This is a genomic window from Sulfitobacter sp. W002, assembly GCF_025142135.1.
GTDB classification, from domain to species: domain Bacteria; phylum Pseudomonadota; class Alphaproteobacteria; order Rhodobacterales; family Rhodobacteraceae; genus Sulfitobacter; species Sulfitobacter profundi.
This window is the reverse complement of record NZ_CP081126.1, coordinates 17,453-44,186: the sequence shown is the minus strand read 5'-3', so window position 1 is coordinate 44,186 and position 26,734 is coordinate 17,453. Positions and strand designations below refer to the sequence as shown.

Annotated in this window: 23 protein-coding genes; 13 read left to right on the top strand and 10 right to left on the bottom strand. The window is 60.9% G+C overall.

Features of this window, described 5'->3' with window-relative positions:
- Nucleotides 1-46: 46 nt before the first annotated feature.
- The 6 genes from pip (at nt 47) to infB (ending at nt 7,355) form a co-directional block, all read left to right on the top strand.
- A complete protein-coding gene (gene pip / locus K3758_RS00180) occupies nt 47-1,015 on the top strand; it encodes a prolyl aminopeptidase (RefSeq protein WP_259946727.1) in 969 nt (322 codons plus the stop codon).
- On the top strand, nt 1,012-1,878 hold the full coding sequence (locus K3758_RS00175) for an ABC transporter substrate-binding protein (protein WP_259946725.1): 867 nt from the start codon (nt 1,012-1,014) through the stop codon (nt 1,876-1,878). Before pip ends, K3758_RS00175 begins: the two co-directional genes overlap by 4 nt.
- Nucleotides 1,879-2,029: 151 nt before the next feature.
- Complete coding sequence (gene rimP, locus K3758_RS00170; protein WP_243266158.1) at nt 2,030-2,608, top strand: ribosome maturation factor RimP; 579 nt, start codon at nt 2,030-2,032, stop codon at nt 2,606-2,608.
- Complete coding sequence (nusA, locus tag K3758_RS00165) at nt 2,608-4,236, top strand: transcription termination factor NusA (RefSeq protein ID WP_120349772.1); 1,629 nt, start codon at nt 2,608-2,610, stop codon at nt 4,234-4,236. The genes rimP and nusA overlap by 1 nt, the downstream gene beginning before the upstream one ends.
- A 20-nt stretch (nt 4,237-4,256) precedes the next feature.
- Nucleotides 4,257-4,877, top strand: a complete 621-nt coding sequence (locus K3758_RS00160; RefSeq protein WP_259946722.1) for an RNA-binding protein — start codon at nt 4,257-4,259, stop codon at nt 4,875-4,877.
- A 9-nt stretch (nt 4,878-4,886) separates the two neighbouring features.
- Entirely contained in the window at nt 4,887-7,355 is a 2,469-nt protein-coding gene (gene infB / locus K3758_RS00155; protein WP_259946721.1) for a translation initiation factor IF-2, read from the top strand.
- Nucleotides 7,356-7,364: 9 nt separating this feature from the next.
- Here the strand turns inward: infB and K3758_RS00150 are convergent, their stop codons facing one another.
- The 5 genes from K3758_RS00150 to K3758_RS00130 all read right to left on the bottom strand — a co-directional run bounded on the left by K3758_RS00150 (nt 7,365) and on the right by K3758_RS00130 (nt 11,887).
- On the bottom strand, nt 7,365-8,171 hold the full coding sequence (locus K3758_RS00150; protein WP_067627869.1) for a metallophosphoesterase: 807 nt from the start codon (nt 8,169-8,171) through the stop codon (nt 7,365-7,367).
- Entirely contained in the window at nt 8,168-9,085 is a 918-nt protein-coding gene (locus K3758_RS00145; RefSeq protein ID WP_259946719.1) for a diacylglycerol kinase family protein, read from the bottom strand. The genes K3758_RS00150 and K3758_RS00145 overlap by 4 nt, the downstream gene beginning before the upstream one ends.
- 320 nt (nt 9,086-9,405) lie before the next feature.
- On the bottom strand, nt 9,406-9,804 hold the full coding sequence (locus tag K3758_RS00140; protein ID WP_067627863.1) for a (deoxy)nucleoside triphosphate pyrophosphohydrolase: 399 nt from the start codon (nt 9,802-9,804) through the stop codon (nt 9,406-9,408).
- A 4-nt stretch (nt 9,805-9,808) separates the two neighbouring features.
- Complete coding sequence (gene argJ, locus K3758_RS00135) at nt 9,809-11,035, bottom strand: bifunctional glutamate N-acetyltransferase/amino-acid acetyltransferase ArgJ (RefSeq protein ID WP_120349768.1); 1,227 nt, start codon at nt 11,033-11,035, stop codon at nt 9,809-9,811.
- Nucleotides 11,036-11,038: 3 nt separating this feature from the next.
- A complete protein-coding gene (locus tag K3758_RS00130; RefSeq protein WP_259946716.1) occupies nt 11,039-11,887 on the bottom strand; it encodes a peptidylprolyl isomerase in 849 nt (282 codons plus the stop codon).
- Between the two features lie 173 nt (nt 11,888-12,060).
- On the opposite strand from K3758_RS00130, the gene secA reads away from it, so the two are divergent.
- The 3 genes from secA (at nt 12,061) to K3758_RS00115 (ending at nt 17,416) form a co-directional block, all read left to right on the top strand.
- A complete protein-coding gene (gene secA / locus K3758_RS00125) occupies nt 12,061-14,763 on the top strand; it encodes a preprotein translocase subunit SecA (RefSeq protein WP_259946714.1) in 2,703 nt (900 codons plus the stop codon).
- Nucleotides 14,764-14,865: 102 nt separating this feature from the next.
- The gene (locus K3758_RS00120) at nt 14,866-15,837 is read left to right on the top strand and encodes a hypothetical protein (RefSeq protein ID WP_120349765.1); all 972 of its coding nucleotides are present in this window, start codon (nt 14,866-14,868) and stop codon (nt 15,835-15,837) included.
- A gap of 19 nt (nt 15,838-15,856) precedes the next feature.
- Nucleotides 15,857-17,416, top strand: coding sequence for a phosphate ABC transporter substrate-binding/OmpA family protein (locus K3758_RS00115; protein ID WP_259946712.1), 1,560 nt, complete (start codon nt 15,857-15,859; stop codon nt 17,414-17,416).
- A 9-nt stretch (nt 17,417-17,425) separates the two neighbouring features.
- Here the strand turns inward: K3758_RS00115 and radC are convergent, their stop codons facing one another.
- The 3 genes from radC to dnaK all read right to left on the bottom strand — a co-directional run bounded on the left by radC (nt 17,426) and on the right by dnaK (nt 21,453).
- Nucleotides 17,426-18,187, bottom strand: coding sequence for a RadC family protein (radC, locus tag K3758_RS00110; RefSeq protein WP_409202611.1), 762 nt, complete (start codon nt 18,185-18,187; stop codon nt 17,426-17,428).
- Between the two features lie 117 nt (nt 18,188-18,304).
- A complete protein-coding gene (dnaJ, locus tag K3758_RS00105) occupies nt 18,305-19,453 on the bottom strand; it encodes a molecular chaperone DnaJ (protein WP_067627846.1) in 1,149 nt (382 codons plus the stop codon).
- Between the two features lie 80 nt (nt 19,454-19,533).
- The gene (gene dnaK, locus K3758_RS00100) at nt 19,534-21,453 is read right to left on the bottom strand and encodes a molecular chaperone DnaK (protein WP_259946708.1); all 1,920 of its coding nucleotides are present in this window, start codon (nt 21,451-21,453) and stop codon (nt 19,534-19,536) included.
- A gap of 206 nt (nt 21,454-21,659) precedes the next feature.
- Here dnaK and K3758_RS00095 point away from each other — a divergent pair, with 206 nt between their 5' ends.
- Entirely contained in the window at nt 21,660-22,262 is a 603-nt protein-coding gene (locus tag K3758_RS00095; RefSeq protein ID WP_120349762.1) for an alpha-ketoglutarate-dependent dioxygenase AlkB, read from the top strand.
- Between the two features lie 51 nt (nt 22,263-22,313).
- Here the strand turns inward: K3758_RS00095 and K3758_RS00090 are convergent, their stop codons facing one another.
- Both K3758_RS00090 and K3758_RS00085 read right to left on the bottom strand, forming a co-directional pair.
- Nucleotides 22,314-22,922, bottom strand: a complete 609-nt coding sequence (locus K3758_RS00090) for a COG3650 family protein (RefSeq protein WP_259946705.1) — start codon at nt 22,920-22,922, stop codon at nt 22,314-22,316.
- Nucleotides 22,919-23,743 carry an ABC transporter permease gene (locus K3758_RS00085; protein ID WP_120349760.1) on the bottom strand — a complete coding sequence of 275 codons (825 nt, stop codon included), beginning with the start codon at nt 23,741-23,743 and terminating at the stop codon, nt 22,919-22,921. Before K3758_RS00085 ends, K3758_RS00090 begins: the two co-directional genes overlap by 4 nt.
- Before the next feature lie 116 nt (nt 23,744-23,859).
- Here K3758_RS00085 and cysQ point away from each other — a divergent pair, with 116 nt between their 5' ends.
- From cysQ to K3758_RS00070, 3 genes are read left to right on the top strand one after another with little or no spacing between them, the layout of a single operon-like run.
- Complete coding sequence (cysQ, locus tag K3758_RS00080; RefSeq protein ID WP_120349759.1) at nt 23,860-24,657, top strand: 3'(2'),5'-bisphosphate nucleotidase CysQ; 798 nt, start codon at nt 23,860-23,862, stop codon at nt 24,655-24,657.
- Nucleotides 24,657-25,457 carry a 3-deoxy-manno-octulosonate cytidylyltransferase gene (locus K3758_RS00075; RefSeq protein WP_259946697.1) on the top strand — a complete coding sequence of 267 codons (801 nt, stop codon included), beginning with the start codon at nt 24,657-24,659 and terminating at the stop codon, nt 25,455-25,457. The genes cysQ and K3758_RS00075 overlap by 1 nt, the downstream gene beginning before the upstream one ends.
- Entirely contained in the window at nt 25,454-26,731 is a 1,278-nt protein-coding gene (locus K3758_RS00070) for a glycosyltransferase family 2 protein (protein WP_259946696.1), read from the top strand. The genes K3758_RS00075 and K3758_RS00070 overlap by 4 nt, the downstream gene beginning before the upstream one ends.
- The last annotated feature ends 3 nt before the right edge of the window (nt 26,732-26,734 follow it).

Genomic DNA, 26,734 nt, shown 5'->3' with positions numbered 1-26,734 from the left:
TGATCTCCCTGTGCTCTTTTGGGTTCAATGACTATATAGGGCGGCAATGGACAAGTATCCCGACCAAAAACGCGACGCAGCGCATCTTTATCCGCCGGTTGAGCCTTTCGACCAGCGGATGTTGTCTGTGGGGCAGGGGCATCAGGTCTATGTCGAACAATGCGGCAACCCCGATGGTATCCCCGTTGTCGTGCTCCATGGCGGCCCCGGCGGCGGCTGTAGCCCGGCGATGCGGCGTTATTTCGACCCAAAGATTTACCGCGTGGTGCTGTTCGATCAGCGCGGCTGCGGGCGGTCCACCCCGCATGCGTCCGTCACGGACAACACGACATGGCATTTGGTCGCGGATATTGAGCTGATTCGCAGCACACTCGGCATCGACAAATGGATGGTTTTTGGCGGCTCTTGGGGGGCCACGCTAGCGCTGATCTATGCCCAAGCGCATCCAGAGGCCGTGCGCCATCTGATCCTGCGCGGCGTGTTCCTGATGACGCAGGCCGAGCTTGATTGGTTCTACGGCGGCGGGGCCGGGCGGTTCTGGCCCGAACTTTGGGCGCGGTTCGTCGATCTGATCCCCGAAGATGAGCGTGACGATCTGATTGCGGCCTATCACCGGCGGCTATTTTCCGGTGATCTGAGGGTCGAGCAGGACTATGGCCGCGCATGGGCGGCTTGGGAGAATGCGTTGGCCTCGGTGCATTCCGATGGCGTTTCGCATGGCGGGCCATCGGCCTATGCGCGGGCGTTTTCGCGGTTGGAGAACCATTATTTCACCAATAACGGCTTTCTGGAGTTCGACGGTCAGATCCTCGAACATATGGGCCGCATCGCGCATATTCCGGGGGTGATCGTGCAGGGGCGTTACGACATGATCTGCCCGCCTGCGGGCGCCTACGCGCTGGCCGAACGCTGGCCGAAAGCCGATCTGCGGATGATCCGCAACGCGGGGCATGCGCTCTCGGAGCCGGGGATCAGTGCCGAATTGGTGCGGACCATGGATAGGATTGGCCAGTGACGCGCGGGCGCAACTCTCTGCTGGATCGCCGGGCGCTTTTCACCACCGGTGCGGCTGCGGCCCTGCTGGCCGCGACAGGTGCCAGCGCCGGAGAGCCACCCCGGCGCGGGGGCCGACTGCGGCTGGCGCTTTCGGGTGCCACGCGTGACGACACTTGGGTCAAAGGCGACGGGCTGTTCATGCAGGTCGCGCGGCAGGGGCTGATTTTTGACACGCTGACCGAAGTCACCGGCAATGGCATCCTCAAGGGTGAATTGGCGACTGGCTGGCAAGCCAGCGACGGCGCGCGGCAGTGGCAATTCGATCTGCGCTCCGATGTGCGCTTTCACGACGGCAGCCCGCTGACCGCCCGCGATGTTGTGGCCAGTCTGCAATCCGTCCTGACCGAGGCTGAGGTCGCGGTGCAAGACGACCTGAAGGTGCAGGTCACATTGGCCACGGCGAATCCTGACCTGCCGCTGCTGCTGGCGCAATCGCGCTATGTGATCCGCCCCGCCCACGCCCCCGAGGCCGGGATCGGCACCGGGCTTTACAGTCTGCGGCGCTTTTCCGCCGGGCGTCAGGTTTTGGCCGAGCGGGTGGAGAGCCATTACAAGGACGGCACTGCCGGTTGGTTCGATACGGTCGAGCTTGTCTCGATCCCCGCGCGGGAGGTGCGGGCGCAAGCACTGAGCGAAGGGCTTGTGGATGCAGCGGATTTACCCGCGCGGCCCCGCTATCGCGAGCGGGGTGATGTGACACTTCAGGCTGATAGCGCCGGCGGGGTCAGCGCCCTGTCGGACGATCTGCGCCAACCGCCGAACCCCGGACGCCAAGCGCCGATGGACAACCTGCGCGCGCCCGAGCGGTGGTGGTTCGGCTGAGAGGGGTTGCAGTTTCAGGCTTTCCGGCCTATATCCCCTTTCAACAGCGGCGCTTTCGGGTCCAAACCGAAGGCACCACCGATCTTGAACACGGGCCGCGCGCCCGTTTTTTTATGCCTGAACGAAACTGCCAGATTAAATTGGATGTCTCATGTCGAATGACCTGATTGCCAAAGCTGCCATTGACCGCCGTCTGGCCGAGATCATCACCCCAGTGATCGAGGACATGGGCTTTGAACTGGTGCGCGTCCGCCTGATGTCGGGCAAATCCACCATCCTGCAAGTCATGGCCGACCGGCCTGATGGCGGGATCGAAGTGGACGAATGCGCCAAGATTTCGCAGGCCATCGGCGCGGTCTTGGATGTCGAAGACCCAATTTTGGACGAATATTCGCTTGAGGTTTCTAGCCCCGGCATCGACCGCCCGCTGACGCGGCTCAAGGATTTCGATGCCTTTGAGGGCTATGAGGCCAAGATCGAAACCACCGAACTGATCGATGGCCGCCGCCGCTTTAAGGGTGAGCTGGCTGGCGTTGAGGGTGGCGAAGTGCTGATCAACGTCGAAGAAGGCACCATCGGCTTGCAGTTCGACTGGCTCAGCGATGCCAAGCTGGTGCTGACCGACGACCTGATCAAAGAAATGCTCCGCCAGCGCAAAGCGTCCGGCGCGATCGACGAAAACGAATTTGATGATATCGAGACTGAAGAGTCTGCTGAGGGAGACACCTAATGGCCATTACATCTGCAAACCAGCTTGAGCTGTTGCAAACCGCCGAGGCAGTTGCGCGCGAAAAGATGATCGACCCCGGTCTGGTCGTCGAAGCGATGGAAGAATCCCTCGCCCGTGCCGCCAAGTCCCGCTACGGCGCCGAGATGGACATCCGGGTCGATATCGACCGCAAGACCGGCAAGGCGACCTTCACCCGCGTTCGCACCGTGGTCGAGGACGAAGAGCTTGAGAACTATCAAGCCGAATTCACTGTCGATCAAGCCAAGCAGTATATGGCTGACCCCAAGGTCGGTGACACTTACGTCGAAGAAGTCCCCCCGGTTGAGATGGGCCGCATCGCGGCGCAGTCGGCCAAGCAGGTGATTTTGCAGAAGGTCCGCGAAGCTGAGCGTGACCGCCAGTTCGAAGAATTCAAAGACCGCGCCGGTACAATCATCAACGGTCTGGTCAAGCGCGAAGAGTATGGCAACGTCATCGTCGATGTGGGCGCTGGCGAAGCGATCTTGCGCCGGAATGAAAAGATCGGCCGCGAAAGCTATCGCCCGAATGACCGTATCCGCGTCTACATCAAAGACGTGCGCCGCGAGCAGCGTGGCCCACAGATTTTCCTGAGCCGCACCGCGCCTGAGTTCATGGCCGAACTGTTCAAGATGGAAGTGCCGGAAATCTATGACGGCATCATCGAGATCAAAGCTGTCGCCCGTGACCCCGGTTCGCGCGCCAAGATCGCCGTGATTTCGCATGACGGCTCCATCGACCCTGTCGGTGCCTGCGTTGGTATGCGCGGTAGCCGCGTGCAGGCCGTCGTGAACGAGCTTCAGGGCGAGAAGATCGACATCATTCCGTGGAATGAAGACCAGCCAACCTTCCTTGTGAACGCGCTGCAGCCTGCTGAAGTGTCGAAAGTGGTTCTGGACGAAGAAGCTGGCAAGATCGAAGTCGTCGTGCCCGAAGAGCAGCTGTCGCTCGCGATTGGCCGTCGTGGTCAGAACGTGCGTCTGGCGTCGCAGCTCACCGGTCTCGACATCGACATCATGACCGAAGAGCAGGAAAGCCAGCGCCGTCAGGCCGAGTTTGAACTGCGCACCAAGCTGTTCATGGACAACCTCGATCTGGACGAATTCTTTGCCCAGTTGCTGGTTTCCGAAGGTTTCACCAACCTCGAAGAAGTGGCCTACGTCGAAGTCGACGAACTGCTGGTCATCGACGGTGTGGACGAAGACACCGCAGGCGAGTTGCAGGCCCGTGCCCGCGACGTGCTCGAAGCGCAGAACAAAGCGGCGCTTGATAACGCCCGTGCGCTCGGTGTCGAAGACAGCCTGGTTGAATTTGAGGGTCTGACCCCCCAAATGTTAGAAGCGCTGGCAAAAGACGACGTAAAGACCTTGGAGGATTTCGCCACCTGTGCCGATTGGGAACTGGCTGGCGGTTGGACCACGGTCAACGGCGAGCGTGTTAAGGACGATGGTGCGCTTGAGCCCTTTGAGGTCAGCCTTGAAGACGCCCAAGCTATGATCATGACCGCCCGTGTCATGCTGGGCTGGGTCGATCCGACCGAGCTTGAAGCCGATGCGGACGAGGACGACGTAGAAACAGACGGCGAAACCGCCGAGGAGGCCGAGGCCTAAGCGGGCCTCGGGGGTTGCACATGGGACGCGGTGGCGCCTCGAATGACCGTTCAGACGGTGCGGAACGCAAGTGCATCGCCACGGGCGACGTGCAGCCAAAACACGGGTTGATCCGTTTTGTGATCGGCCCGGACAATCAGGTTTACCCAGATATTTTGGGTAAACTGCCGGGCCGGGGCATCTATGTCTCGGCGGACCGTGCCGCGCTGGAACTCGCGGTAAAGAAAAAGGCCTTTGCTCGGTCGGCGAAACAGCCGGTCACGCTGCCAGAGGGGTTGATCGACGAAGTCGAACAGCAATTGGCGCGCCGGGTGGTGGACTTGATCTCGCTCCAGCGCAAGGCAGGCAAGGCGGTCGCCGGCTACGAAAAGGTCAAGGGTTGGTTGCAAACCGAAGAGGCCGAAGTATTGATACAGGCCGTAGACGGGTCAGGGCGCGGTAAGTCCAAGCTGAGCACCCCACACTATGGCCATTACATCGGTTGGTTGACAGCCGATGAATTGGGTTTGGCATTCGGTCGCCAAACTGTGATACATGGGGCGCTCGCCTCTGGTGGACTCACGCAACGTGTTGTAGAGGAAGCCGGACGACTTAAAGGCGTGCGCGTAAACGAGGGTGGCAACGGCCATCCGAAAGGATAGACGAGCTTCATGAGCGATAGTGACGGCAAGAAAACATTGGGTCTGCGCGGTGGCGCACGTCCGGGGAATGTAAAGCAAAGCTTTAGCCACGGGCGTACCAAAAACGTTGTGGTCGAAACCAAGCGCAAGCGTGTTGTGGTGCCCAAGCCGGGTGGCCAGAAACCAACCGGGCCGGGCGCCGGGCCGATTGGCGATCCCAAGAAGCGCCCCGCAGGCATCACCGATGCCGAGATGGAGCGCCGTCTGAAGGCCGTTCAGGCCGCCAAAGCCCGTGAGGTTGAGGAAGCCGCTGCGCGCGAGGCCGAGGAAAAGGCCCGCGCCGAAGAGCGTGAGCGCCGCCGGGCCGAGATCGAAGCTAAGGAACGCGAAGAGCGCGAGCGCGAAGAAAGCCTCAAAGCCAAGGCCGAGGAAGACGCCCGCCGCAAGGCAGAGGCCGAAGCCGCTGCCGCAGCGCCAGCACCGGAACCTGCCGCTGCACGCGAGCCGGGCAGCAAGCCCGCGCCCGCCGCCACGCCGCGCAAAACCACGGACCGTGACCGCGACGACAGCAAGAAGCGCAGCAAAGGTGGCGACAGCCGCCGCGCGGGCAAGCTGACCGTCAATCAGGCGCTGGCCGGTGGCGAAGGCGGCCGTCAGCGTTCCATGGCGCAGATGAAGCGCAAGCAGGAACGTGCCCGTCAAAAAGCGATGGGTGGTCAGGTCGAGCGTGAAAAGATCGTGCGTGACGTGCAACTGCCGCCCGCCATCGTGGTCTCTGAATTGGCCAACCGCATGGCCGAAAAGACCGGCGCGGTGGTCAAGGCGCTGATGCAAAACGGCCTGATGGTAACTCAGAACGAAACCATCGACGCCGATACAGCCGAGCTGATCATCGAAGAATTCGGCCACAAAGTGGTGCGCGTTTCCGATGCCGATGTCGAAGACGTCATCAAAGAGGCTGTAGACGATCCGAAGGATCTGCAGGGTCGTCCCCCGGTCATCACGATCATGGGTCACGTCGACCACGGTAAAACATCGCTGCTTGATGCGATCCGGAATGCGAAAGTGGTTGCTGGCGAAGCCGGCGGCATCACCCAGCACATCGGTGCCTATCAGGTCACGACCGACAATGGCGCGGTTCTGTCCTTCCTCGACACGCCCGGCCACGCGGCCTTTACCTCCATGCGTTCGCGCGGGGCTCAGGTAACGGATATCGTGGTTCTGGTGGTCGCGGCGGATGACGCCGTGATGCCGCAAACGATCGAGGCGATTGCCCACGCGAAAGCGGCCAAAGTGCCGATGATCGTGGCGATCAACAAGATCGACAAACCTGCCGCAAATCCCGACAAGGTCCGTACCGACTTGCTACAGCACGAAGTCATCGTCGAGAAGATGTCCGGTGATGTGCAGGATGTCGAAGTCTCGGCCGCAACGGGCCAAGGTCTGGACGAACTGCTCGAAGCCATTGCGCTGCAGTCTGAAATCCTCGAACTCAAGGCGAACCCGAACCGGGCCGCTGTGGGCGCAGTGATCGAAGCGCAGCTTGACGTGGGCCGCGGCCCCGTGGCGACCGTGCTGGTTCAGAACGGCACATTGCGTCAGGGCGACATTTTTGTTGTGGGTGAGCAATACGGTAAGGTCCGTGCGCTGATCAACGACCAAGGCGAACGCGTCAAAGAAGCCGGGCCATCGGTGCCGGTTGAGGTGCTTGGCATCAACGGCACGCCAGAGGCCGGTGACGTATTGAACGTGACCGAAACCGAAGCGCAGGCCCGCGAAATCGCCGAGTATCGCGCCAACGCCGCCAAGGACAAACGTGCCGCTGCCGGGGCTGCCACCACGCTGGAGCAGCTGATGGCTAACGCCAAGGCGAACGAAGACGTCAGCGAGCTGCCGATCTTGGTCAAAGCCGACGTGCAGGGGTCTGCCGAAGCGATCGTTCAGGCGATGGAGAAAATCGGCAACGACGAAGTCCGCGTTCGGGTTCTGCACTCCGGTGTGGGCGCAATCACGGAGACGGATGTCGGTCTGGCCGAAGCTTCCGGCGCCCCGATCATGGGCTTCAACGTGCGTGCCAATGCTTCGGCGCGGAACACTGCGAACCAGAAGGGCGTCGAAATCCGCTACTACTCGGTCATCTATGACCTTGTGGATGACGTAAAAGCGGCTGCGAGCGGCCTGCTGAGCGCCGAGATCAAAGAGAACTTCATTGGCTACGCCAACATCAAAGAAGTCTTCAAGGTCACTGGGGTGGGCAAAGTTGCTGGCTGTCTGGTCACCGAAGGCGTCGCCCGCCGCAGCGCCGGTGTGCGTCTGCTGCGCGACAACGTCGTGATCCACGAAGGCACGCTGAAAACGCTCAAGCGCTTCAAAGACGAAGTGCCCGAGGTTCAGTCCGGTCAGGAATGCGGCATGGCATTCGAAAACTACGAAGACATCCGGCCCGGCGATGTGATCGAGATTTTCGAGCGCGAAGAAGTGACCCGCACATTGGCCTAAGCCACGCGCTTACAGAACGAATTCCCCAGAGGCCCGGTCAAATTGCCGGGCCTCTGCTTTTGTGAAGGCCTTTTTGCCGTCGTCAAAGCTGATCCGCGCAAGGTTGACGTGTAGGGGCGAGATATCGATCAAATTGAAATCATTCGGCTCCCCCCGCTGTCGCGACGACAGGCTGGTGCCTGCGTGCAACTGGATCGCCAGATGGCCGTCATGCTCCGGTGCCGGATGGGCAAAGGTGCCCGCGTGCCAGATGTGCAGATGGCCTGACAGGATTAGGTCCGCGCCACAGTCCAGAAGCCGCTTCAAGGCCCGCTGCGCGCCCGGAATGGGCCGCTTGTGGGTTTCATTGGGGTGATCCAGCGGGTGGTGACACACCGCGATGCGCAACGTGTTCTTCCCGCCGCGCGACAGGGCACGGCAGGCCCGCCCCAAACGGCGCAGGCCCAGTTTGCCGGTCTGCCATTTAAAACGGTCGACGGTGTTGATCCCCACAGCGACGAAATCCGCGCCTTCGTGCACCGGGGTCAGATCGTGATGGATCCAGCGCCGGTAGTAACGCCAAGGGGCCAAGAACCGGGTAAAGGGGCGGTGCAGGGGGATATCGTGGTTGCCCGGCACGCTCAAGACCGGCGCATTGATCCGGTCGATAAAGGCCCGCGCCGCACGGTATTCCTTTTCCCTCGCCCGTTGGGTCAGATCGCCCGAGATGATCACCAGATCGGGGTCATAGCCGTTCACGGCCTCCAACAAGGGCATAAGAAGGTCGGGCCGGTCCTTGCCGAAGTGCAGGTCGGATAGGTGAATCAAGCGGCTCATCGCACGTCCTTTCCAGAGGCGCGGGGGACGAAAATATGGATGGGAGAGGTTGCACGGGTGAGCCTATAAGGGCCCTTCATTACCGCAATCTCCCCGTCCCGCGCGACATATCGTTTGCGCTGTTTCATGCGTATTTCGATCTCGGACCCGCAGAGCATTTCATAATCGGTATGATGTTTCGCCATGCCCGTGGCCAACGCCACCGCATGGCGCAGCAGGCCAAAGCGGTAGGTATCGGGGGCGACCAGCAGCACCATATCGCCGCGCGCGATACAGTCTTGCCCGGCCAGACCCATTTGATCCAATTGAAAGGCGTTGTTGACGGCAAATACAAGCGGGGTTCGGAGGTCGGTCTCTTTGCCGTCGACCACAATGGTCAGCTTGAGAGACGTACGGAAATCTATCAAGGCTTTGATCACCGACCAATAGGCGGCGATCCGACTGCGGCCCCAGCGACGATAGATGCCCTCCCGGGTCTTAAGAATCGCCGGGTAGGCGCCGATGCTGGCATTGTTCAAGAAGGTCTCGCCGTTGATCGTCGCCACATGCACCGCGCGGCTTTCGCCGCCAGCGATGACATCAACCGCCTCTTGCAGGTCTTCTGGGATGCCCATCGACCGCGCGAAATAGTTGAAGGTGCCCTGCGGGATGATGCCCAGCGGGCGGTCCTGGTCCTTCATGGCCGAGGACACGCCAGAGATCGTGCCATCCCCCCCGGCCACGGCGATGATGCCCTCGGCCATAGACAGGGCCTGACGGGCCGCACTGGCCGGATCATTCCGTTTGTCGATGTGAATAAATTCCGCCGTAATCCCATGCCGCGCAAAGGCTGCTCGGATGGTGCTTTCGGCTTGGTCACCGTTTTGACGGCCCGAACCGCGGTTCAGGATGACAATAGCGCGCTTCGATGACATAAAATCCCCTGCCAAATGCTCAGGGGAAACGCGGTGGAACGCCTATTTGTTCACCTAAATAGGCGTTCCACGCAGATTTTTCAGACTGGTTTGCCTTCGAAAATCTTACCGTCGACTTGAACGGCCATGCGACCGCCCGCCAACATTTTTACAAAAATGCCCTGAACGTAAATGGAACTTCCGATTGCGATGGTTCTCAACATGTCGGCACCCTTTCATACAGATGTTACAACTCTGCCTCAGGATGGTGCGCTTTGGGTTAAAATATCCGCAACATGCTGAGTGATTGGTGATCACTAGTGCAATTCTGCCACTCTAGGCTAGAGCCAATCACGCAATATTGATATGAGCGGCACGTCTGCTTCGGGCATCGGATAGCCGCGCATTTCATTGGGACGTACCCATTTCAGGGTCTGCCCTTCACGCGAAACCGGGGTGCCGCCCCATTTGCGACAGGCAAAAAGCGGCATCAGCAGATGAAAATCACTGTAGCTATGGCTGGCAAAGGTCAGCGGCGCGAGACAGGATGCCCATGTCTCGATCCCCAACTCTTCGTGCAACTCCCGGATCAACGCCGCCTCTGGCGTTTCACCGGGTTCGATCTTGCCGCCGGGAAACTCCCAGAGGCCCGCCATTGGCTTGCCTTCGGGCCGCTGTGCCAAAAGCACGCGGCCATCGATATCGATCAAGGCCGCGGCGGAAACGAGCACTGTTTTCATAGGGTCAGGACCGGTAGTCGGCGTTGATGTCGATGTAGCCGTGGGTGAGGTCACAGGTCCAGACGGTGCACCGGCCTTCGCCGAGGCCCAGATCAACGCCAATGACGACATTCTGGCCCTTCATATGGGCGGCGGCATCCTCTTCGGAATAGTCGGGGCTGCGCCAGCCGTCGCGGGCGACTTCAATATCCCCAAAGCGGATCGACAGGCGGTCGCGGTCTGCCGGAGCGCCTGATTTCCCGATGGCCATGACGACGCGGCCCCAGTTGGGGTCTTCACCAGCAATGGCGGTTTTGATCAGCGGCGAATTGGCGATGGCCATGGCGTGGACCTTGGCCTCGTCATCGTTAGAGGCACCGGTGACGGCCACTTCGACGAATTTCTGCGCGCCTTCGCCGTCTTTGACGACCTGATGTGCAAGGTCCATCATCACGTCACGCAGCGCCGCGTCGAAGGCTTCGTTGTCAGCGACCTCGACCCCGGAGGCCCCCGTCGCGGCCATGATCAGCGCGTCAGAGGTTGAGGTATCACTGTCGACGGTGATGCAGTTGAAGGTCGTCTCGGTATGGGTCGAAAGGCGGTGTTGCAGCGCATCTGTCGCGATAACCGCATCGGTAAAGATATAGACCAGCATGGTGGCCATATCGGGCGCGATCATGCCCGAGCCTTTGGCGATCCCCGCGATAGAGACGGTTTTGCCGTCGATCTCTACGGTCGCGCTGGCGCCCTTGGGGAAAGTATCCGTTGTCATGATGGCCCGCGCGGCGTCTTCGATGCCCGCAGGGTCGAGTTTCGCGTGAAGGTCGCCCAGCACGGCGGTGATCCGTTCGTGGGGCAGGGGTTCGCCGATGACGCCGGTGGACGACGTGAAAACCCGCGATTGCGGCACGCCGCAGGCTTCAGCGGCGGCGGCGGTGATCGCCTCGACCGCGTCGGTGCCGCCCCGCCCGGTAAAGGCGTTGGCATTGCCGGAGTTCACAACGATGGCGGCGCCCTCATCTGAGGCGCCGCCGATTTTTGCCTGGCAGTCCAGCACCGGGGCCGCGCGGGTGGCAGAGCGTGTGAACGCCCCCGCCACAGCGCTGCCCGGTGCCAGCTTCGCCAACATCACATCGGTGCGCCCTTGATAGCGGACGCCAGCAGCGATGGTGGCGAATGTCACGCCGTCAATAACCGGAAGGTCGGGAAAACGGGCCGGGGCGAGCGGCGAGACAGCCAGTGATTTACCCATGGGTCAGTTCAGCCATTCAATGTTTTTAAGAACAGTTGGGTCGATGCCTTCGGCGGCGCTGCGGTCAACCTCGGCGGCCTCGGTCAGGCTTTCGATGGCTTCCTGCACTTTGGTCTGGCGCACTTGGGTCTCAAGCTCTTCGCGCACATCTTCCAGCGCGGGCGCTTCGCCTGTGCGGGTCTCGTTCAGCTTGATGACATGCCAGCCGAACTGGGTTTCCACCGGATCAGACACGCTGCCGGCTTCCATGCCAGCCACGGCCTCTTCAAAGGCGGGGACCATCATGCCGGGGCCGAACCACCCCAAGGAACCGCCACCGGGGCCGGAGGGGCCGGTCGATTTCTCTTTGGCAACTTCGGCAAAGTCCGCACCGCCGTCGAGTTCAGCCTTGATCGCGTCGGCTTCTTCCTTGGTTTCGACAAGGATGTGCGAGGCGTTGAATTCCTGCTCAGGCTCGGCGTCTTTGTACTGCGCGTCATAGGCGGCTTGCAGTTCTTCGTCGCTGACATCTTCGGCCATAACGCCTTCGATCGCCTCACCAGCGGTGAGCGAGCGGGTCTCATTCTCGATCGACAGGGTCACGCGCGGCGGCAATTCGCCGGTAAAGCTGTCAGCTAGGGCTGTCTGCTGCACAAGCTGATCGAGGATCCCTTGGAACAGCACGTCATCAGGCAGTTGCTGATACTGCTGGGGCAGGGTGGCACGCGCCACGAGCATATGGCCGAGCGTGATTTCAGTGTCGTTGACGGTGGCAACAACCGTGTCGACACCCGGTTCGTCTTGGGCGGCTACAGGCAGCGCCACAGCGGCGGCAAGCGCCAAAGACGACAGAAAAGTGAGGGGTTTTTGCATGGTTGGGTCCAATCGCTTCCTTCGTAGCAAGGCTGCTACATTGACAGTGTATGGCACGCCCCTTACATCGCCTTATGGCGCTGAGAGGCGCGGGCTCATCCACTATCTATGGGCTGCCATGGCGCTCGGCAACCAGATCGGCGCAAGACATCATAACTTCGGCGGGAGATTACATGCTGGGTATCGGAACAATCGCCAAAAAGGTCTTTGGCACGCCAAACGACCGGAAGATCAAGGCGACCCGTCCGCTTGTGGCACGGATCAATGCGCTGGAGCCTGAATTCGAAAAGCTAAGCGACGACGAGATCAAGCTGCGCACGGAAGAGTTGGCCAAACGGGCCAATGCGGGCGAAAACCTTGACGATCTGCTGCCCGAAGCCTTTGCCAACTGCCGCGAGGCGGCGCGCCGCACCCTTGGCCTGCGCGCCTTCGACACCCAGCTTTTGGGCGGGATTTTCCTGCATCAGGGTAATATCGCTGAGCAGAAGACCGGTGAGGGCAAGACCCTGACCGCGACCTTCGCGGCCTACCTCAACGGGCTCACGCATAAAGGCGTGCATGTGGTGACGGTGAACGAATACCTCGCCAAACGTGACGCCGAATGGATGGGCAAAGTCTTTGGCGCTTTGGGTCTGACCACCGGGGTCGCCTATTCCGGCATGCCCGAAGATCAAAAGCGCGCGGCCTATGCCTGTGACGTCACCTATGCCACCAACAACGAGTTGGGCTTTGACTATCTGCGCGACAACATGAAGTCGAACCTCTCGGACATGCTGCAGCGCGGGCATAACTTTGCCATCGTGGACGAGGTCGACAGTATCTTGATCGACGAAGCGCGGACGCCGCTGATTATCTCTGGCCCCTCGCAGGACCGCTCGGAGATGTACCAGATCATCGACGCGCTGATCCCCTCGCTGACCGATGAGCATTACGAGCTGGACGAGAAAACCCGCAACGTGACCTTCACCGACGAGGGCAACGAGTTCCTCGAAGAGCAGTTGCGCGCCCGTGATCTGATCGAAGAGGGGATGACCCTTTATGATCCCGAAAGCACGACCATCGTGCACCACGTCAACCAAGGTCTGCGCGCGCACAAGCTGTTCCAGCGCGACAAAGATTACATCGTCCGCGATGGCGCGGTGACGCTGATCGACGAATTTACGGGCCGCATGATGCCGGGCCGCCGCTTGTCGGATGGGCTGCACCAAGCGATTGAGGCCAAAGAGGGCGTTGATATCCAGCCTGAGAACGTGACCCTCGCAAGCGTTACCTTCCAGAACTACTTCCGTCTTTACAACAAACTGGGCGGCATGACCGGTACGGCCCTGACCGAAGCCGAGGAATTCGCCGAGATCTACGGCCTTGGCGTTGTCGAAGTGCCGACCAACGTGCCGATTGCCCGTGTCGACGAAGACGATGCCGTCTACCGCACCGCGCGTGAGAAATACGAGGCGATGATTGAAAAGGTGAAGGAAGCCCACGCCAAGGGTCAGCCTTGCCTTGTCGGCACCACCTCGATCGAAAAGTCCGAACAGCTTAGCGCCATGCTGACCGCCGACGGGATCGAGCATAACGTGCTCAACGCCCGCCAGCACGAGCAAGAAGCGCAGATCATCGCCGAAGCTGGCAAGCTGGGCGCCGTGACCATCGCCACCAACATGGCGGGCCGCGGCACCGACATTCAGCTGGGCGGCAACGTCGAGCTGAAAGTGCTCGACGCGCTGGATGCCGATCCGGAGGCCGATCCGGCCAACATCCGCGCCCAGATCGAAGCGCAGCACGCCGAGGAAAAGCAGAAGGTGCTGGAGGCCGGTGGCCTTTACGTGCTGGCGTCTGAGCGTCACGAGAGCCGCCGCATCGACAACCAGTTGCGGGGCCGTTCGGGCCGTCAGGGCGATCCGGGCCGCACCTCTTTCTTCCTATCGCTCGAAGATGACTTGATGCGCATCTTTGGCTCGGAACGGTTGGAGAAGGTTCTGACCACGCTGGGCCTGAAAGAAGGCGAAGCCATCGTGCACCCTTGGGTGAACAAATCGCTGGAGCGCGCGCAGGCGAAGGTCGAGGGCCGCAACTTTGACATCCGTAAGCAGCTTTTGAAGTTCGACGACGTGATGAACGAGCAGCGCAAAGTGATCTTTGGCCAGCGCCGCGAGATCATGGAGGCGGACAACCTCAATGAGATCGTCACCGACATGCGCGAGCAGGTAATCGACGATCTGATCGACACCTATATGCCGCCCAAAACCTACGCCGATCAGTGGGACACCCAAGGTTTCTATGCCGCGGTGATCGAACAGTTGAACGTCGATGTGCCGATCATCGCATGGTGCGAAGAAGACGGCGTGGATGACGAGGTGATCCGCGAACGTCTGATGCAGGCCACGGATGAGCTGATGGCCAAAAAGGCCGAGGCTTTCGGCGAAGAGAACATGCGCAACATCGAAAAACAGCTGTTGTTGCAGGCCATCGACACCAAATGGCGCGACCACCTGCTGACGCTGGAGCATCTGCGTTCGGTCGTGGGCTTTCGCAGCTACGCGCAGCGCGATCCGCTGAACGAGTATAAAAACGAAGCCTTCCAACTGTTCGAGACGATGCTCGACAGTCTGCGGCAGGACGTGACCCAGAAACTGGGGCAAATCCAACCGATGAGCGAAGAGCAGCGTCGTGAGATGATGCAGGAAATGGCCACCCGTCAGGCCGCCATGCAGGCCGCTGCCACCGAGGCCGCAGATGAGGCATCTGAGCAGGCCGAGGCCGCCGCACCGGGCTTTGACGAAAACGATCCGTCCACATGGGGCAACCCGGGCCGGAACGATCTCTGCCCCTGCGGTTCTGGCAAGAAGTTCAAGCACTGCCACGGCCAGATCACCTGAGCCGCGACATCTTTTCGCCCATAACTTGGCGTTTCAGGGCCATACCCCGGCCCTGATCCCCGCTCATAAAGTCTCCAACGAATCCGTTGAAGGAGACTTGTCATGTGGCGCACTAAAGAAATTCTGACGGCTGTCGGCACTCTCACCTGTGCCGTGGGCATCGGCTATGTCATGCAAAGCTCTGACACGGCGCAGCAGCGTTATGGCGCGGCTGAGGCGCAGCGTCTGGTGGCCGACAATGGCGCGCTGCTCGAAGTTGAGGGCATCACCCTGACCTCTGCCGCGCTGGACAGTCCCATCGCATTGCCGACGCTAGATGACCGGGTGGTCAAAGCCGCAGCCCCTCAAAGCCTGCCGCCCGCACCTGAGAGCCACAGCACCGCGATCCCCGCGACCTGCGATATCATCGCCACTGCAGACGCCGTGGCCGCCGCTATGGTGAAACTCAGCTTGGATGCGGCCTGTCTGCCGAATGAACGGCTGACCGTGCACCACAACGGCATGATCTTTACCGAAGTCACCGATGACAAAGGGCGGTTGTCCGTCTCCGTCCCGGCCCTCGCGGAAGAGGCTGTGTTCATCCTTGCCTTTGGCAACGGTGACGGCGCTGTGGCGCAGACCACCGTGCCCGAATTGTCTGATTTCAACCGCGTCGTGCTGCAATGGAAAGGCACCGCGGGGTTTGAGCTTCACGCCCGTGAGTTCGGCGCGGATTACGGCGATGCGGGCCATGTCTGGTCCGGCGCCCCGCGCGATATGACCGCTGCCGTGCTGGGCGAAGGCGGCTTCATGACCCGCAATGGCGACACCGATACCGCTGAGCCGCTGATGGCTGAAGTCTATAGCTTCCCGGTCGCCAAAGCGGCGCAGGAGGGCGATGTTGCGCTCAGTGTCGAGGCCGAGGTGAGCGAGGCCAACTGCGGGCTTGAGATCGAAGCACAGGCGCTGGAATTGCGTGGCGACGATCCGGTGAAAACTCAGAACTTGACCCTCGCCGTGCCGGAGTGTGATGCGGTTGGCAACTTTCTGGTGTTGAATAATTTGCTCCAAGACCTGAAAGTCGCGCAGAACTAACGCAACCGGGTAGGTCTTGATGAACGGGTTGAAACGTGCGGCGATCAGCGCCGCACTTTTGCTTTTTACGGCGGTTACGGGCGCGGCGCAGGATATCGCGCTGACCTCGCGCGATGGCAGCGTTGAACTCAGCGGCATCTTGCTGGGTTTCGACGGCGAATTCTATCGGGTCGAGACCGACTACGGCGAGCTGACCGTCGACAGCAGCGGCGTGTCCTGCGCCGGGCCGGGTTGCCCCAACCTTGAGGATTTCGTGGCCGAGGTGCGGTTCTCGGGCTCGGCAACCATGGGGGCGGTGCTGATGCCCGCGCTGATCGAAGCCTTCGCGGCGCGGCAGGGCTATACGGTCAACCGCGAAGACGGGGAGGGCGGGCGTTTCGCGCTGCTGCTTTCGCGTGAAGATGATGGCAAACTGGCCGCGCGATTCGATTTCCGGGCGACCAACACCAACGAAGGCTTTGCCGATCTTCTGGCGGATGAGGCCGATGTGGTGATGGCCCTGCGCGAAGTGCGCCGCGAGGAGCGGATAAATGCCCGCGAGTTGGGGTTGGGCGATCTGACCGGCGTCAATCGCAGCCGGGTGCTGGCGCTTGATGCGGTGGTGCCTGTGGTGGCCCCGTCCAATCCGGTGAAACAGATTTCGCCGTTGACCTTGGCCCGGGTGTTTTCCGGTGAGATCAAGAATTGGCAGCGCCTTGGCGGGCCGGACGCGCCCATTGAACTGCACTTGCCCACCGCCGACAGCGGCTTGAGCCAAGCCATTGTGGATCAGGTATTAACGCCCGCCGGACTGGAACTGAGCGCCGATGTCACGCGCCACACCATGCCCGACGCGCTGGCAGAGGCGGTCGCGCGGGATGTCTTTGCTCTTGGGATCACCAGCTATGCCGAACAGGGCGGGACCGAGGTGCTGACCCTTGGCGGCAACTGCGGCTTTGCGCTGGATGCCGCGCGGCGCACGATCAAGACCGAAGACTACCCGCTGACCGCGCCGATGTTCCTCTATTTCCCGGCGCGTCGGCTGCCGCTGATCACGCGCGAGTTTCTGGCCTTTACCCGCGGCCCCTCGGCGCAGATCGTGATCCGTAGGGCTGGTTTCGTGGATCAAACGCCCGAAGAAATCCCGGTAGAGGAACAGGGCAACCGCTTTGCCAATGCCATTATCACGGCGGGGATCGAAACCCCGCTGGAAGAATTGCAGCGCATGACGGCGACGCTGGTCCCGATGGCGCGGCTGACGACCTCTTTCCGGTTCGAGGCAGGCTCGATCCGGCTTGACGCGCAGTCGCGCTCTAACGTTCAGCAATTGGCGCGGGCGCTGGAGCAGGGCCAATATGACGCGCGGCGGTTGATGTTCGTGGGCTTCAGCGATGGAGAGGGCGTAGCGAGTGCCAACCGCGAGATCGCGCTGCGCCGGGCCGAGGCAGTGCAACGTGCCGTCAGCGCCGCCGCGGTCACTGCCAACCTGTCGCGCATTGATCTGCGGGTGGATGCCTTTGGCGAGGCCATGCCGATTGCCTGCGATGACAGCGAGTGGGGCCGACAGGCCAACCGGCGGGTCGAGGTTTGGGTGCGCTAAAGGCGGGCCTTACAGGTGTCCTTCGCTCCGAAAGCTCAGCTCGCGTGATTTGCCGATGATCAGGTGGTCATGTAGCGTCAGCCCCAGGGCATCACAGGCAGCAGCAACTTGTCGCGTCATGTCGATGTCCGATCTTGATGGGCTGGGGTCGCCCGAGGGGTGATTGTGGACAAGGATGATCGCGCTGGCGTTCAATTCAAGCGCGCGTTTGGCGACCTCGCGCGGATAGACGGGAACATGATCGACCGTGCCTTTCGCCTGTTCCTCATCCGCGATGAGGATGTTCTTGCGGTCTAGGTAGAGCACGCGAAACTGCTCCATCTCCAGATGGGCCATGGTGGTGTGGCAATAGTCCAGCAGAGCGTCCCAAGAGGACACGATATGCCGCTGTAGCACCTTCGCCCGGGCCAGCCGCTGGGCCGCAGCCTCAACGATCTTGAGCTCGACAATCACCGCTTCGCCAACACCTTTGATATCGCGCAGGCGGGTGGCTGGGGCTGTGATGACGCGGTTAAAGTCACCGAACCGGTCCAGAAGTTCACGCGCCAGCGGTTTGACATCACGGCGGGGGATGGCGCGGAAAAGGACAAGCTCCAGCATCTCATAATCCGGGATGGCGGCGGCGCCGCCATCAATGAAACGGCTGCGCAAGCGCTGGCGGTGGTCTGCGATATAAGAGGGTTGTTTGCCCGTATTGGACGGCGGTCTGCGCGCCTCGTCCATCAGGAAGGGAAGGGGCTGATCAGCCAAGGTTCTCGGGGCACGGGTCATGACCAGAGTTTTGCGCGAAGGTGGTTAGGATTCGGTTAACAGGGTTTTCACGCCCTATTTACCTTGTGCACCTAGGGTTGCGGGTGAGGCGCGCGATACGCCTCACCCGGCAAAATTTTAACCCTTCATCGAATCCCAGAAGGATTTGACGGAAGAGAAGAAATTGCTGCTTTCCGGGTTGTTGTTCTGGGCTTCGCCCTCAAACTCCCGCAGCAGTTCCTTCTGTCTGTTGGTCAGGTTCACCGGGGTCTCAACCGCCAGTTCGATGATCATATCACCGACGCCACCGCCCCGCAGCGGGGGCATGCCCTTGCCGCGCAGACGCATCTGACGACCCGACTGGCTGCCTGCGGGTATCTGCACGCGGCCACGACCCCCGTCGATGGTGGGCACCTCGATATTGCCACCCAAAGCGGCGGTGCTCATCGACACGGGGACACGGCAGAACAGGTTCGGCCCGTCACGCTCAAAGAGCTCATGATCGGCCACCTCGATAAAGATATAGAGGTCGCCCGACGGTCCGCCGCGCATGCCCGCTTCGCCCTCACCGGCCAACCGGATACGGGTGCCGGTTTCAACACCAGCGGGGATGTTGACCGAGAGCGTGCGCTCTTTCTCAACACGGCCCGCGCCGCGGCATTTCTTGCAAGGATTCTTGACGATCTGACCCATGCCGGAACAGGTGGGACAGGTGCGTTCAACAGTGAAGAAACCCTGCTGTGCGCGCACCTTACCCATGCCCGAACAGGTCGGACAGGTCGAAGGTTCTGCGCCGCCCTCGGCACCGCTGCCGTCACATGAATCGCACTGGACCGAGGCCGGAACGGTGATCGACTTTTGCATGCCCGAGAAGGCATCTTCGAGCGAGATGCGCAGGTTATAGCGTAAGTCGGCACCGCGTGCGGCGCGGCGTCCGCCACCACCCCCGCGTTGGCCCATGAAGTCACCGAAAAGATCGTCAAAGACGTCGGAAAAGGCCGAAGAGAAATCGCCCTGACCGCCGCCCATGCCGCCGCCGGGACGCCCGCCGCCCATGCCACCTTCAAAGGCGGCGTGGCCGTAGCGATCATAGGCCGCTTTCTTGTCGTCACTTTTCAGCACGTCATACGCTTCGCCCACTTCTTTAAACTGGGCTTCGGCGTTTGGATTGTCTTTGTTGCGGTCGGGGTGAAGGTCTTTGACCTTGCTGCGGTAGGCCTTCTTGATCTCGTCGGCAGAGGCCCCTTTGGCAACGCCAAGCACCTCGTAGTAGTCACGTTTTGCCATGGGTTATCATGCTCCTGCGCTGGAACGTGATGGGCCGGCCCGTCTGACGGACCGGCCCTTTCACAGGTTCCGTTTCACGCTTACGCGCGCTTGTCGTCGTCCAGATCTTCGAACTCGGCGTCGAGGATGTCATCGTCGCCACCCTGCGATTGCTGAGCATCCGAAGGCTGCGCCGTGTCGTCGTTGCCTTCTTCCTGAGCGTTCTTATAGATCGCCTCGCCCAGTTTCATGGCCGCTTCGGTGACGTTCTGGATGCCGGACTTGATCTTGTCGGCGTTGTCGGTTTCCAGTTCGTCTTTCAGCGCGGCAATGGCCAGTTCGATCGCTTCGACGGTGGTCGGGTCAACCTTGTCGGAATGCTCTTCCAGCGACTTCTCGGTCGAGTGGATCAGCGATTCCGCTTGGTTTTTCGCTTCGATCAGCTCGCGACGGGATTTGTCCGCCTCGGCGTTCTCTTCCGCGTCCTTGACCATCTTGTCGATATCCGCATCCGACAGACCACCCGAGGCTTGGATCGTGATTTTCTGCTCTTTGCCGGTGCCTTTGTCGAGCGCGCCCACCGACACGATGCCGTTGGCGTCGATGTCAAAGGTCACTTCGATCTGTGGCATACCGCGTGGGGCAGGCGGGATGTTCTCAAGGTTGAAGGCACCGAGCATTTTGTTGTCGGCTGCCATCTCACGCTCACCTTGGAAAACCCGAATGGTCACAGCGTTCTGGTTGTCTTCGGCGGTCGAGAAGACCTGAGACTTTTTCGTCGGGATCGTGGTGTTGCGGTCGATCAGACGGGTGAAGACACCACCCAGCGTTTCGATACCCAGCGACAGCGGTGTCACGTCGAGCAGAACCACGTCTTTGACGTCGCCTTGCAGAACACCGGCCTGAATGGCGGCACCAAGGGCCACAACCTCGTCAGGGTTCACACCCTTGTGCGGCTCTTTACCGAAGAACTTGGTCACTTCTTCTGCGACTTTCGGCATCCGGGTCATACCACCGACCAGCACGACTTCGTCGATGTCAGACGCGGACAGGCCCGCATCCTTCAGCGCTGCGGCGCAGGGCTTCATCGACGCTTTGATCAGGTCGCCAACGAGGCTTTCCAGCTTGGCGCGGGTCAGCTTCATGACCATGTGCAGCGGCGAGCCGTCTTTGCCCATCGAGATGAAGGGCTGGTTGATCTCGGTCTGGCTGGAGGAGGAAAGCTCGATCTTCGCTTTCTCAGCAGCTTCTTTCAGACGCTGCAGCGCCATCTTGTCTTGGGTCAGGTCAACGCCGTTGGCCTTTTTGAACTCATCCGCAAGGTAGTTGACGATGCGCATGTCAAAGTCTTCACCGCCGAGGAAGGTGTCGCCGTTGGTGGATTTCACTTCGAACAGGCCGTCGTCGATCTCAAGGATGGTCACGTCGAATGTACCGCCGCCAAGGTCATAGACCGCGATGGTTTGCGTGTTCTCTTTGTCGAGGCCATAGGCCAGCGCGGCGGCTGTCGGCTCGTTGATGATCCGCAGCACTTCGAGACCGGCGATCTTGCCGGCGTCTTTGGTGGCCTGACGCTGGGCGTCGTTAAAGTATGCGGGCACGGTGATAACGGCCTGCGTGACTTCCTCACCCAGATAGCTTTCTGCGGTTTCTTTCATCTTACCAAGGATGAAGGCCGAGATTTGGCTTGGGGAGTATTTCTCACCACGGGCTTCGACCCATGCGTCGCCGTTGCCGCCATCAATGACGTTGAACGGCATGTTCTTTTTGTCTTTGGCCAGATCCGCATCGTCATTGCGGCGGCCGATCAGGCGCTTGACGCCAAAGACAGTGTTTTCTGGGTTGGTGACCGCCTGGCGTTTCGCCGGCTGGCCGACAAGGCGCTCATCGTCGGCGAAGGCGACGATCGACGGCGTTGTGCGCGCGCCTTCGGCGTTTTCGATCACGCGCGGCTGGCTGCCATCCATGATGGCGATGCAGCTGTTGGTGGTGCCAAGGTCAATACCGATTACTTTGGACATGTTCGATCCCTCTTTGAATCTAAGGCGATGACACGAGGCGCGGACCCGTTTCGGCATCCTGCCCCGATCTGTTGACATCGAAGACCACGTGCCTTCGACGGTTCGGAGCGTATATAGGGAGGGTATTTGCACCCTGCAACCATTGGCTGGTCAGGATGGTCGCGATTCCGTGATGTTTTTGCCAAACGAGTGAGGAAGAAAGAAAAATGACTGCTTTGCGCCTGCGGGGCTTCGATATCCACAAAGAATTTCTGGGAAGAGCGGCCCAGCAGGAGGTGTTGGACGCGGTGCGCGGTGTGGTGCGCGAGGCGCCGTTCTTTCGCCCCGAAGTGCCGCGCGGCGGGCGCATGTCGGTCCGGATGAGCGCGGCGGGGCGCTATGGCTGGTTCTCGGACCGGCGCGGCTATCGTTACGTCACCGAACATCCCGATGGCCAGCCATGGCCCGAGATCCCCGCACCGATTCTGGCGATCTGGGACAAGTTGACGGGGTTGGAGCGTCGTCCCGAATGCTGCTTGATCAATTACTACGATGCCGATGCGCGCATGGGGCTGCATCAGGACCGGGATGAGGCGGACTTTCAGTGGCCTGTCGTTTCGGTCTCTCTGGGAGATGACGGGTTGTTTCGGATCGGCAACCTGACCCGAGGCGGCAAGACGGAATCGATCTGGCTGCAGTCGGGCGATGTGGTGGTCATGGGCGGTGAGGCGCGGTTGACCTACCACGGGGTGGACCGGATCAAGCCCGGCACCTCGACCCTGCTGCCCAAGGGGGGGCGGATCAATTTGACGCTTCGGGTGGTGGAGTGACGTTTTCTTTTGAAGAAAACGGCGACGGACTTTTTTGAAAAGTCCGTCGTTTCAGCGGCTGAGGGAACAACACCCTGTCTGATGTTGCCAGCCATCATTTCCCTGCAAAAGAAGGTCGACCGCAAGCCCATAGGCGCGGTCAGACATGCCATCGCTACAGGCACGCGCCGTAAGCGCCGCGATTGCGGTACCGCTGGCCCCCTCGGCAATCAGATGAAAGCTGTCGCGCCGCCCCTGCGCCGTGCCAGACTGGGTGATGCGGAGATCGCGCGGGCCGTCCGCCATGGCATCATAACTCAGCGTCTCGCCGGTCACCTCAACAGACCAAAACGGCTCCGTCCCGCCGCAATGGGCCAGGGGTGGCATCGCACCGGCCCATTGGCCCGGTTGCCGGGTGAGGAAACGCAGAGAGACCCAGCCGCCCCCTTCGCCCGTATTGATCAAGCCCCAGCCGTGATGGTCGTCGGGGCGGATCACTTCGATGTTCTGCGCATCAGGCTCAAAACTGCCGATGATCGGGGCGCTGGCGCTCGGGGCTTGGCGAATGTTCAACACGTCATGCGCCGCGACACCGCTGACGTCATGCAGGGCGGGCCATGCATCCTGCGTCGCCCAAACAGGCAGCGCCCAGAGGCAGAGAAGGACCGCCAGCAGTCTCACCGCCGGGCATTCCAACTGATCGACGCATGGCGGCGGGTATAGAATTCGCCCATCAGCCCGATCATCAAAAGCACCAGACCAACCCAGAGCGGGTATTCCCAACTGCTGTAGCGCGGGTTGTAATTGATGAAGGCAAAGCCGCGCGCCTGATCAATGCTATGAAACAGCGGGTTCCAATCAAACATCGCCAGCATATAGCCGGGCAGTGAGTTGGCGAGGAACATCTTGCCCGAGGCGATCATGTTGGCACGTTGATAGACGGTCGAAAAAATCGTCACGAAGGACGGAAACCACGGCTTGATCGCCAGCATCACCAGCCCAAGCGCACAGCCGGTAAACCACGCGGTGAGCATCATCCCGAAAGCGGCAAAGGGCTGATCGATGGAGATCGGGGTCACCGCCACATGGTAGATAAACAAGATCACAAAGAGCGACAGCACCTGAATATAAAGCGATCCGACCGCCGCCGAAGCGATGGCGATGATTGTATTCATCGGGGCGTGCTGCATCATCGGGCTTGCCGGCCCCTCTGACCCGGCGACCGCGCCCAATGCCTTCACATGGGTGAGGTAGAGAAAGATGCCAGACATCAGATAGACAAGAAAATCACCGCGCACGGCAGACCCGCGCATCCCGAGGATCGAGAACATCACATAGAAGGCCAGCACGAACATCACCGTTTGCAGCATGTTCATCGCGATGGCGATGAAGGCGTTGTTGTGCTGTTTGCGCACGTTGCGCACCACGGAATGGTAAACCAACTCTGCAATGGAGAGAGCCGAGCCAAAGCCGGATTTCGGCTTTCTGGAGGATTGGAACATGCGCGCGTCCTTGACGAAGCCCTAACGTGGCACGGAATTCTTGCTGTTCCGTTAGCTGCACAGCATAAGGGAAACGGTTAATTGAAGCAACGACAGCCCGCAGGGCCGGAGGCAAAATGGATTACGAGAAATTGGTCGCAGAAATGCGGCGGCTGGCATTGGAAGCCGGGGATAAGATCATGGAGATCTATGGTCAGGATGATTTTGAGGTGAAATCGAAATCCGACGACAGCCCCGTCACCGCCGCCGACGAAGCCGCCGATGCGATCATTTCCGAAGGGCTTCGCGCTGCCTTTCCCGATGTCATGCTGGTCACCGAAGAGCAGGCCGCGACCCATACTGCCAAGGGCGATACATTTCTCATCGTCGATCCGCTTGATGGCACCAAGGAATTCGTCCACCGCCGCGGGGATTTCACGGTGAACATCGCGCTGGTGGAAGGCGGCGTGCCGACGCGCGGCGTGGTCTATGCCCCCGCGAAATCCCGGATGTTCTTTACCCAAGCCGACGGTCAATCGGTCGAGGAGACGGGCGCATTTGCCAAAGGGCAGCTTGGCGAAACCAAGGCGATTTCAGTCTCTAATCCAGACAACACGGCCCTGATGGTCGTTGCTTCCAAATCCCACCGCGATCAGGCGACCGACGATTACATCGGCAAATACGGCGTGCGGGACATGACCTCGGCAGGGTCGTCGCTGAAGTTCTGTCTGGTCGCGACTGGAGAGGCCGATCTCTACCCGCGTTTGGGCCGCACGATGGAATGGGACACCGCCGCAGGCCATGCGGTGCTGAACGGGGCAGGCGGCGCAGTGGTGCGTTTCGATGACCTCACTCCGCTGGCCTACGGCAAGGAAGATTTCGCCAACCCCTTCTTCATCGCCCATGCACCGGGTGTTGAGCTGAAGGCGGGCTGATGTCTGTTCTGATCGTCATCCCCGCCCGCTATGCCTCCACCCGCTATCCCGGCAAACCGCTTGTGGCCCTCACCGGGGCTACGGGGCAAAAACAGTCGCTGATCGAGCGCAGTTGGCGGGCCGCCAGCGCGGTTTCGGGCGTCGATCGTGTGGTGGTGGCCACCGACGACGACCGCATTCGCGAGGCCGCAGAAGGTTTCGGCGCCGAGGTCGTGATGACTTCGGAAGCCTGCGCCAACGGCACCGAACGCTGCGCCGAAGCTCATGCCGCGCTGGGCGGGGGCTATGACATCGTGGTCAACCTGCAAGGCGACGCACCGCTAACGCCGCATTGGTTCGTCGAAGGGCTGGTGCAGGGGTTGAAAGACAATCCCGATGCCGAGATTGCCACCCCGGTGCTGCGTTGCGACGGTGCCACGCTGAACAGTCTTTTGGGCGACCGCAAAGCGGGCCGCGTCGGGGGCACGACGGCGGTTTTCGGAGCCGATAATCAAGCGCTCTATTTCTCGAAAGAGGTCGTTCCCTATACCGGAAAGCCCTACGCAGAGACTGATATGACCCCGGTTTTCCATCATGTCGGGGTCTATGCCTACCGCCCCGACGCGCTGGCGCGCTACCCCAACTGGCCTGTCGGCCCCTTGGAGCAGTTGGAGGGGCTGGAACAGCTTCGTTTCCTTGAGAATGGCCGCCCGGTGCTCTGCGCCGAGGTCGAGGCCAAAGGGCGCGAGTTCTGGGAATTGAACAACCCCGAAGACGTGCCGAAGCTCGAAGCCATGATGGCGAAAATGGGTCTGGAATGACCACCACCCCCGTCAGTGCCACGCTGGAAAGCGGCGTGCCTGTCAGCATCGTCATCGTCAGCCGGAACCGGCCCGAGGCATTGCGGCGCTGTCTGACGGGGGTGGGGCAGCTTCAATACGCCCCTTTCGAAGTCATCGTCGTGGCCGACCCCGCAGGGATCGCCGTGGCCCGCGACATGGCCTTTGCCGAGGCCCTAAAGCTGGTCACTTATGACAGGCCGAACATCTCTGCCGCGCGCAATCTTGGGATCGCTGAGGCCGCGGGAGAGGTCGTGGCCTTTATCGACGATGATGCCGTGCCAGAGCCGCTATGGCTGCGCCACCTGCTGGAACCTGCGCAACGGCCCGACCTCGCGGCGATGACCGGTTTCGTCCGGGGGCGAAACGGCATCTCGTTCCAATACCGCGCGCGCCAACTGAACGCTTTGGGAGAGCCGGAAAACCTTGATGTAGACCCCGAAACGCCCAGCATTCTGCCCCCCCCGCCCGGGGGGGCGATCAAAACCGAAGGCACCAATATGGCCTTTCGGCGTGATGTCTTGGTGGAGATGGGCGGTTTTGACCCGGCCTTTCATTACTATCTCGATGAAACCGACCTGAACATGCGGCTGGCGCGGGCGGGCCATGCCACCGCAATCGTGCCGCTGGCCGAGGTCCATCACGGTTTCGCCGCCAATACAATGCGAAGCGCCAACCGCGTGCCACGTGATCTTTTCGACATCGGGGCAAGCTGGGCCGTGTTCCATCGCAAACATCTGCCCCCGCAGGACCATGCCGCGCAATGGGCGTACCTTCGCGCGGCAGAGCGCCGCCGGTTGCTGCGCCACCTGATAAGCGGCGGGTTAGAGCCGCGCGATGTTCCCCGCTTGTTGCGCAGACTGGATGAAGGCCATGCCGAGGGGCTGAAGCGCCAAATCGTCAGCACCAGCGTACCGCACGTCGCCAACAGTCCCTTTCGCCCTTTCCCCGCCCGCGCGCGGCGCAGCGTGGCGATCTTCACCCGGCCTATAAAACTGGCACGGGACCGGGCAAAAGCTGCAAAACGGGCGCAAGCCGGAGAGATCGTTACCCTGATCAGCCTTTCGCCAACGGCGCTCTACCATCGCGTTGCCTTTGATCCGACCCACGCTATTTGGCTGCAAACAGGTGGAATATTCGGAAAATCCGCCCGGGATGACGCGGTTTTTCGCTTAAGGCGGCGGTGTGATCGGCTGAAAAGAGAAGTTAAGCGAGTTGCCAGACAGCGCGGTTTCAGCGATGATCGTAGCCGTTAAAAA

What these genes read in the sequence shown, in the direction of transcription:
- pip (WP_259946727.1), top strand. Translation starts at nt 47, where the DNA reads ATGGACAAGTATCCCGACCAAAAACGCGACGCAGCGCATCTTTATCCG.
- rimP (WP_243266158.1), top strand. Translation starts at nt 2,030, where the DNA reads ATGTCGAATGACCTGATTGCCAAAGCTGCCATTGACCGCCGTCTGGCC.
- nusA (WP_120349772.1), top strand. Translation starts at nt 2,608, where the DNA reads ATGGCCATTACATCTGCAAACCAGCTTGAGCTGTTGCAAACCGCCGAG.
- K3758_RS00160 (WP_259946722.1), top strand. Translation starts at nt 4,257, where the DNA reads ATGGGACGCGGTGGCGCCTCGAATGACCGTTCAGACGGTGCGGAACGC.
- infB (WP_259946721.1), top strand. Translation starts at nt 4,887, where the DNA reads ATGAGCGATAGTGACGGCAAGAAAACATTGGGTCTGCGCGGTGGCGCA.
- K3758_RS00150 (WP_067627869.1), bottom strand. Translation starts at nt 8,171, where the DNA reads ATGAGCCGCTTGATTCACCTATCCGACCTGCACTTCGGCAAGGACCGG.
- K3758_RS00145 (WP_259946719.1), bottom strand. Translation starts at nt 9,085, where the DNA reads ATGTCATCGAAGCGCGCTATTGTCATCCTGAACCGCGGTTCGGGCCGT.
- K3758_RS00140 (WP_067627863.1), bottom strand. Translation starts at nt 9,804, where the DNA reads ATGAAAACAGTGCTCGTTTCCGCCGCGGCCTTGATCGATATCGATGGC.
- argJ (WP_120349768.1), bottom strand. Translation starts at nt 11,035, where the DNA reads ATGGGTAAATCACTGGCTGTCTCGCCGCTCGCCCCGGCCCGTTTTCCC.
- K3758_RS00130 (WP_259946716.1), bottom strand. Translation starts at nt 11,887, where the DNA reads ATGCAAAAACCCCTCACTTTTCTGTCGTCTTTGGCGCTTGCCGCCGCT.
- secA (WP_259946714.1), top strand. Translation starts at nt 12,061, where the DNA reads ATGCTGGGTATCGGAACAATCGCCAAAAAGGTCTTTGGCACGCCAAAC.
- K3758_RS00120 (WP_120349765.1), top strand. Translation starts at nt 14,866, where the DNA reads ATGTGGCGCACTAAAGAAATTCTGACGGCTGTCGGCACTCTCACCTGT.
- K3758_RS00115 (WP_259946712.1), top strand. Translation starts at nt 15,857, where the DNA reads ATGAACGGGTTGAAACGTGCGGCGATCAGCGCCGCACTTTTGCTTTTT.
- radC (WP_409202611.1), bottom strand. Translation starts at nt 18,187, where the DNA reads ATGACCCGTGCCCCGAGAACCTTGGCTGATCAGCCCCTTCCCTTCCTG.
- dnaJ (WP_067627846.1), bottom strand. Translation starts at nt 19,453, where the DNA reads ATGGCAAAACGTGACTACTACGAGGTGCTTGGCGTTGCCAAAGGGGCC.
- dnaK (WP_259946708.1), bottom strand. Translation starts at nt 21,453, where the DNA reads ATGTCCAAAGTAATCGGTATTGACCTTGGCACCACCAACAGCTGCATC.
- K3758_RS00095 (WP_120349762.1), top strand. Translation starts at nt 21,660, where the DNA reads ATGACTGCTTTGCGCCTGCGGGGCTTCGATATCCACAAAGAATTTCTG.
- K3758_RS00085 (WP_120349760.1), bottom strand. Translation starts at nt 23,743, where the DNA reads ATGTTCCAATCCTCCAGAAAGCCGAAATCCGGCTTTGGCTCGGCTCTC.
- cysQ (WP_120349759.1), top strand. Translation starts at nt 23,860, where the DNA reads ATGGATTACGAGAAATTGGTCGCAGAAATGCGGCGGCTGGCATTGGAA.
- K3758_RS00075 (WP_259946697.1), top strand. Translation starts at nt 24,657, where the DNA reads ATGTCTGTTCTGATCGTCATCCCCGCCCGCTATGCCTCCACCCGCTAT.
- K3758_RS00070 (WP_259946696.1), top strand. Translation starts at nt 25,454, where the DNA reads ATGACCACCACCCCCGTCAGTGCCACGCTGGAAAGCGGCGTGCCTGTC.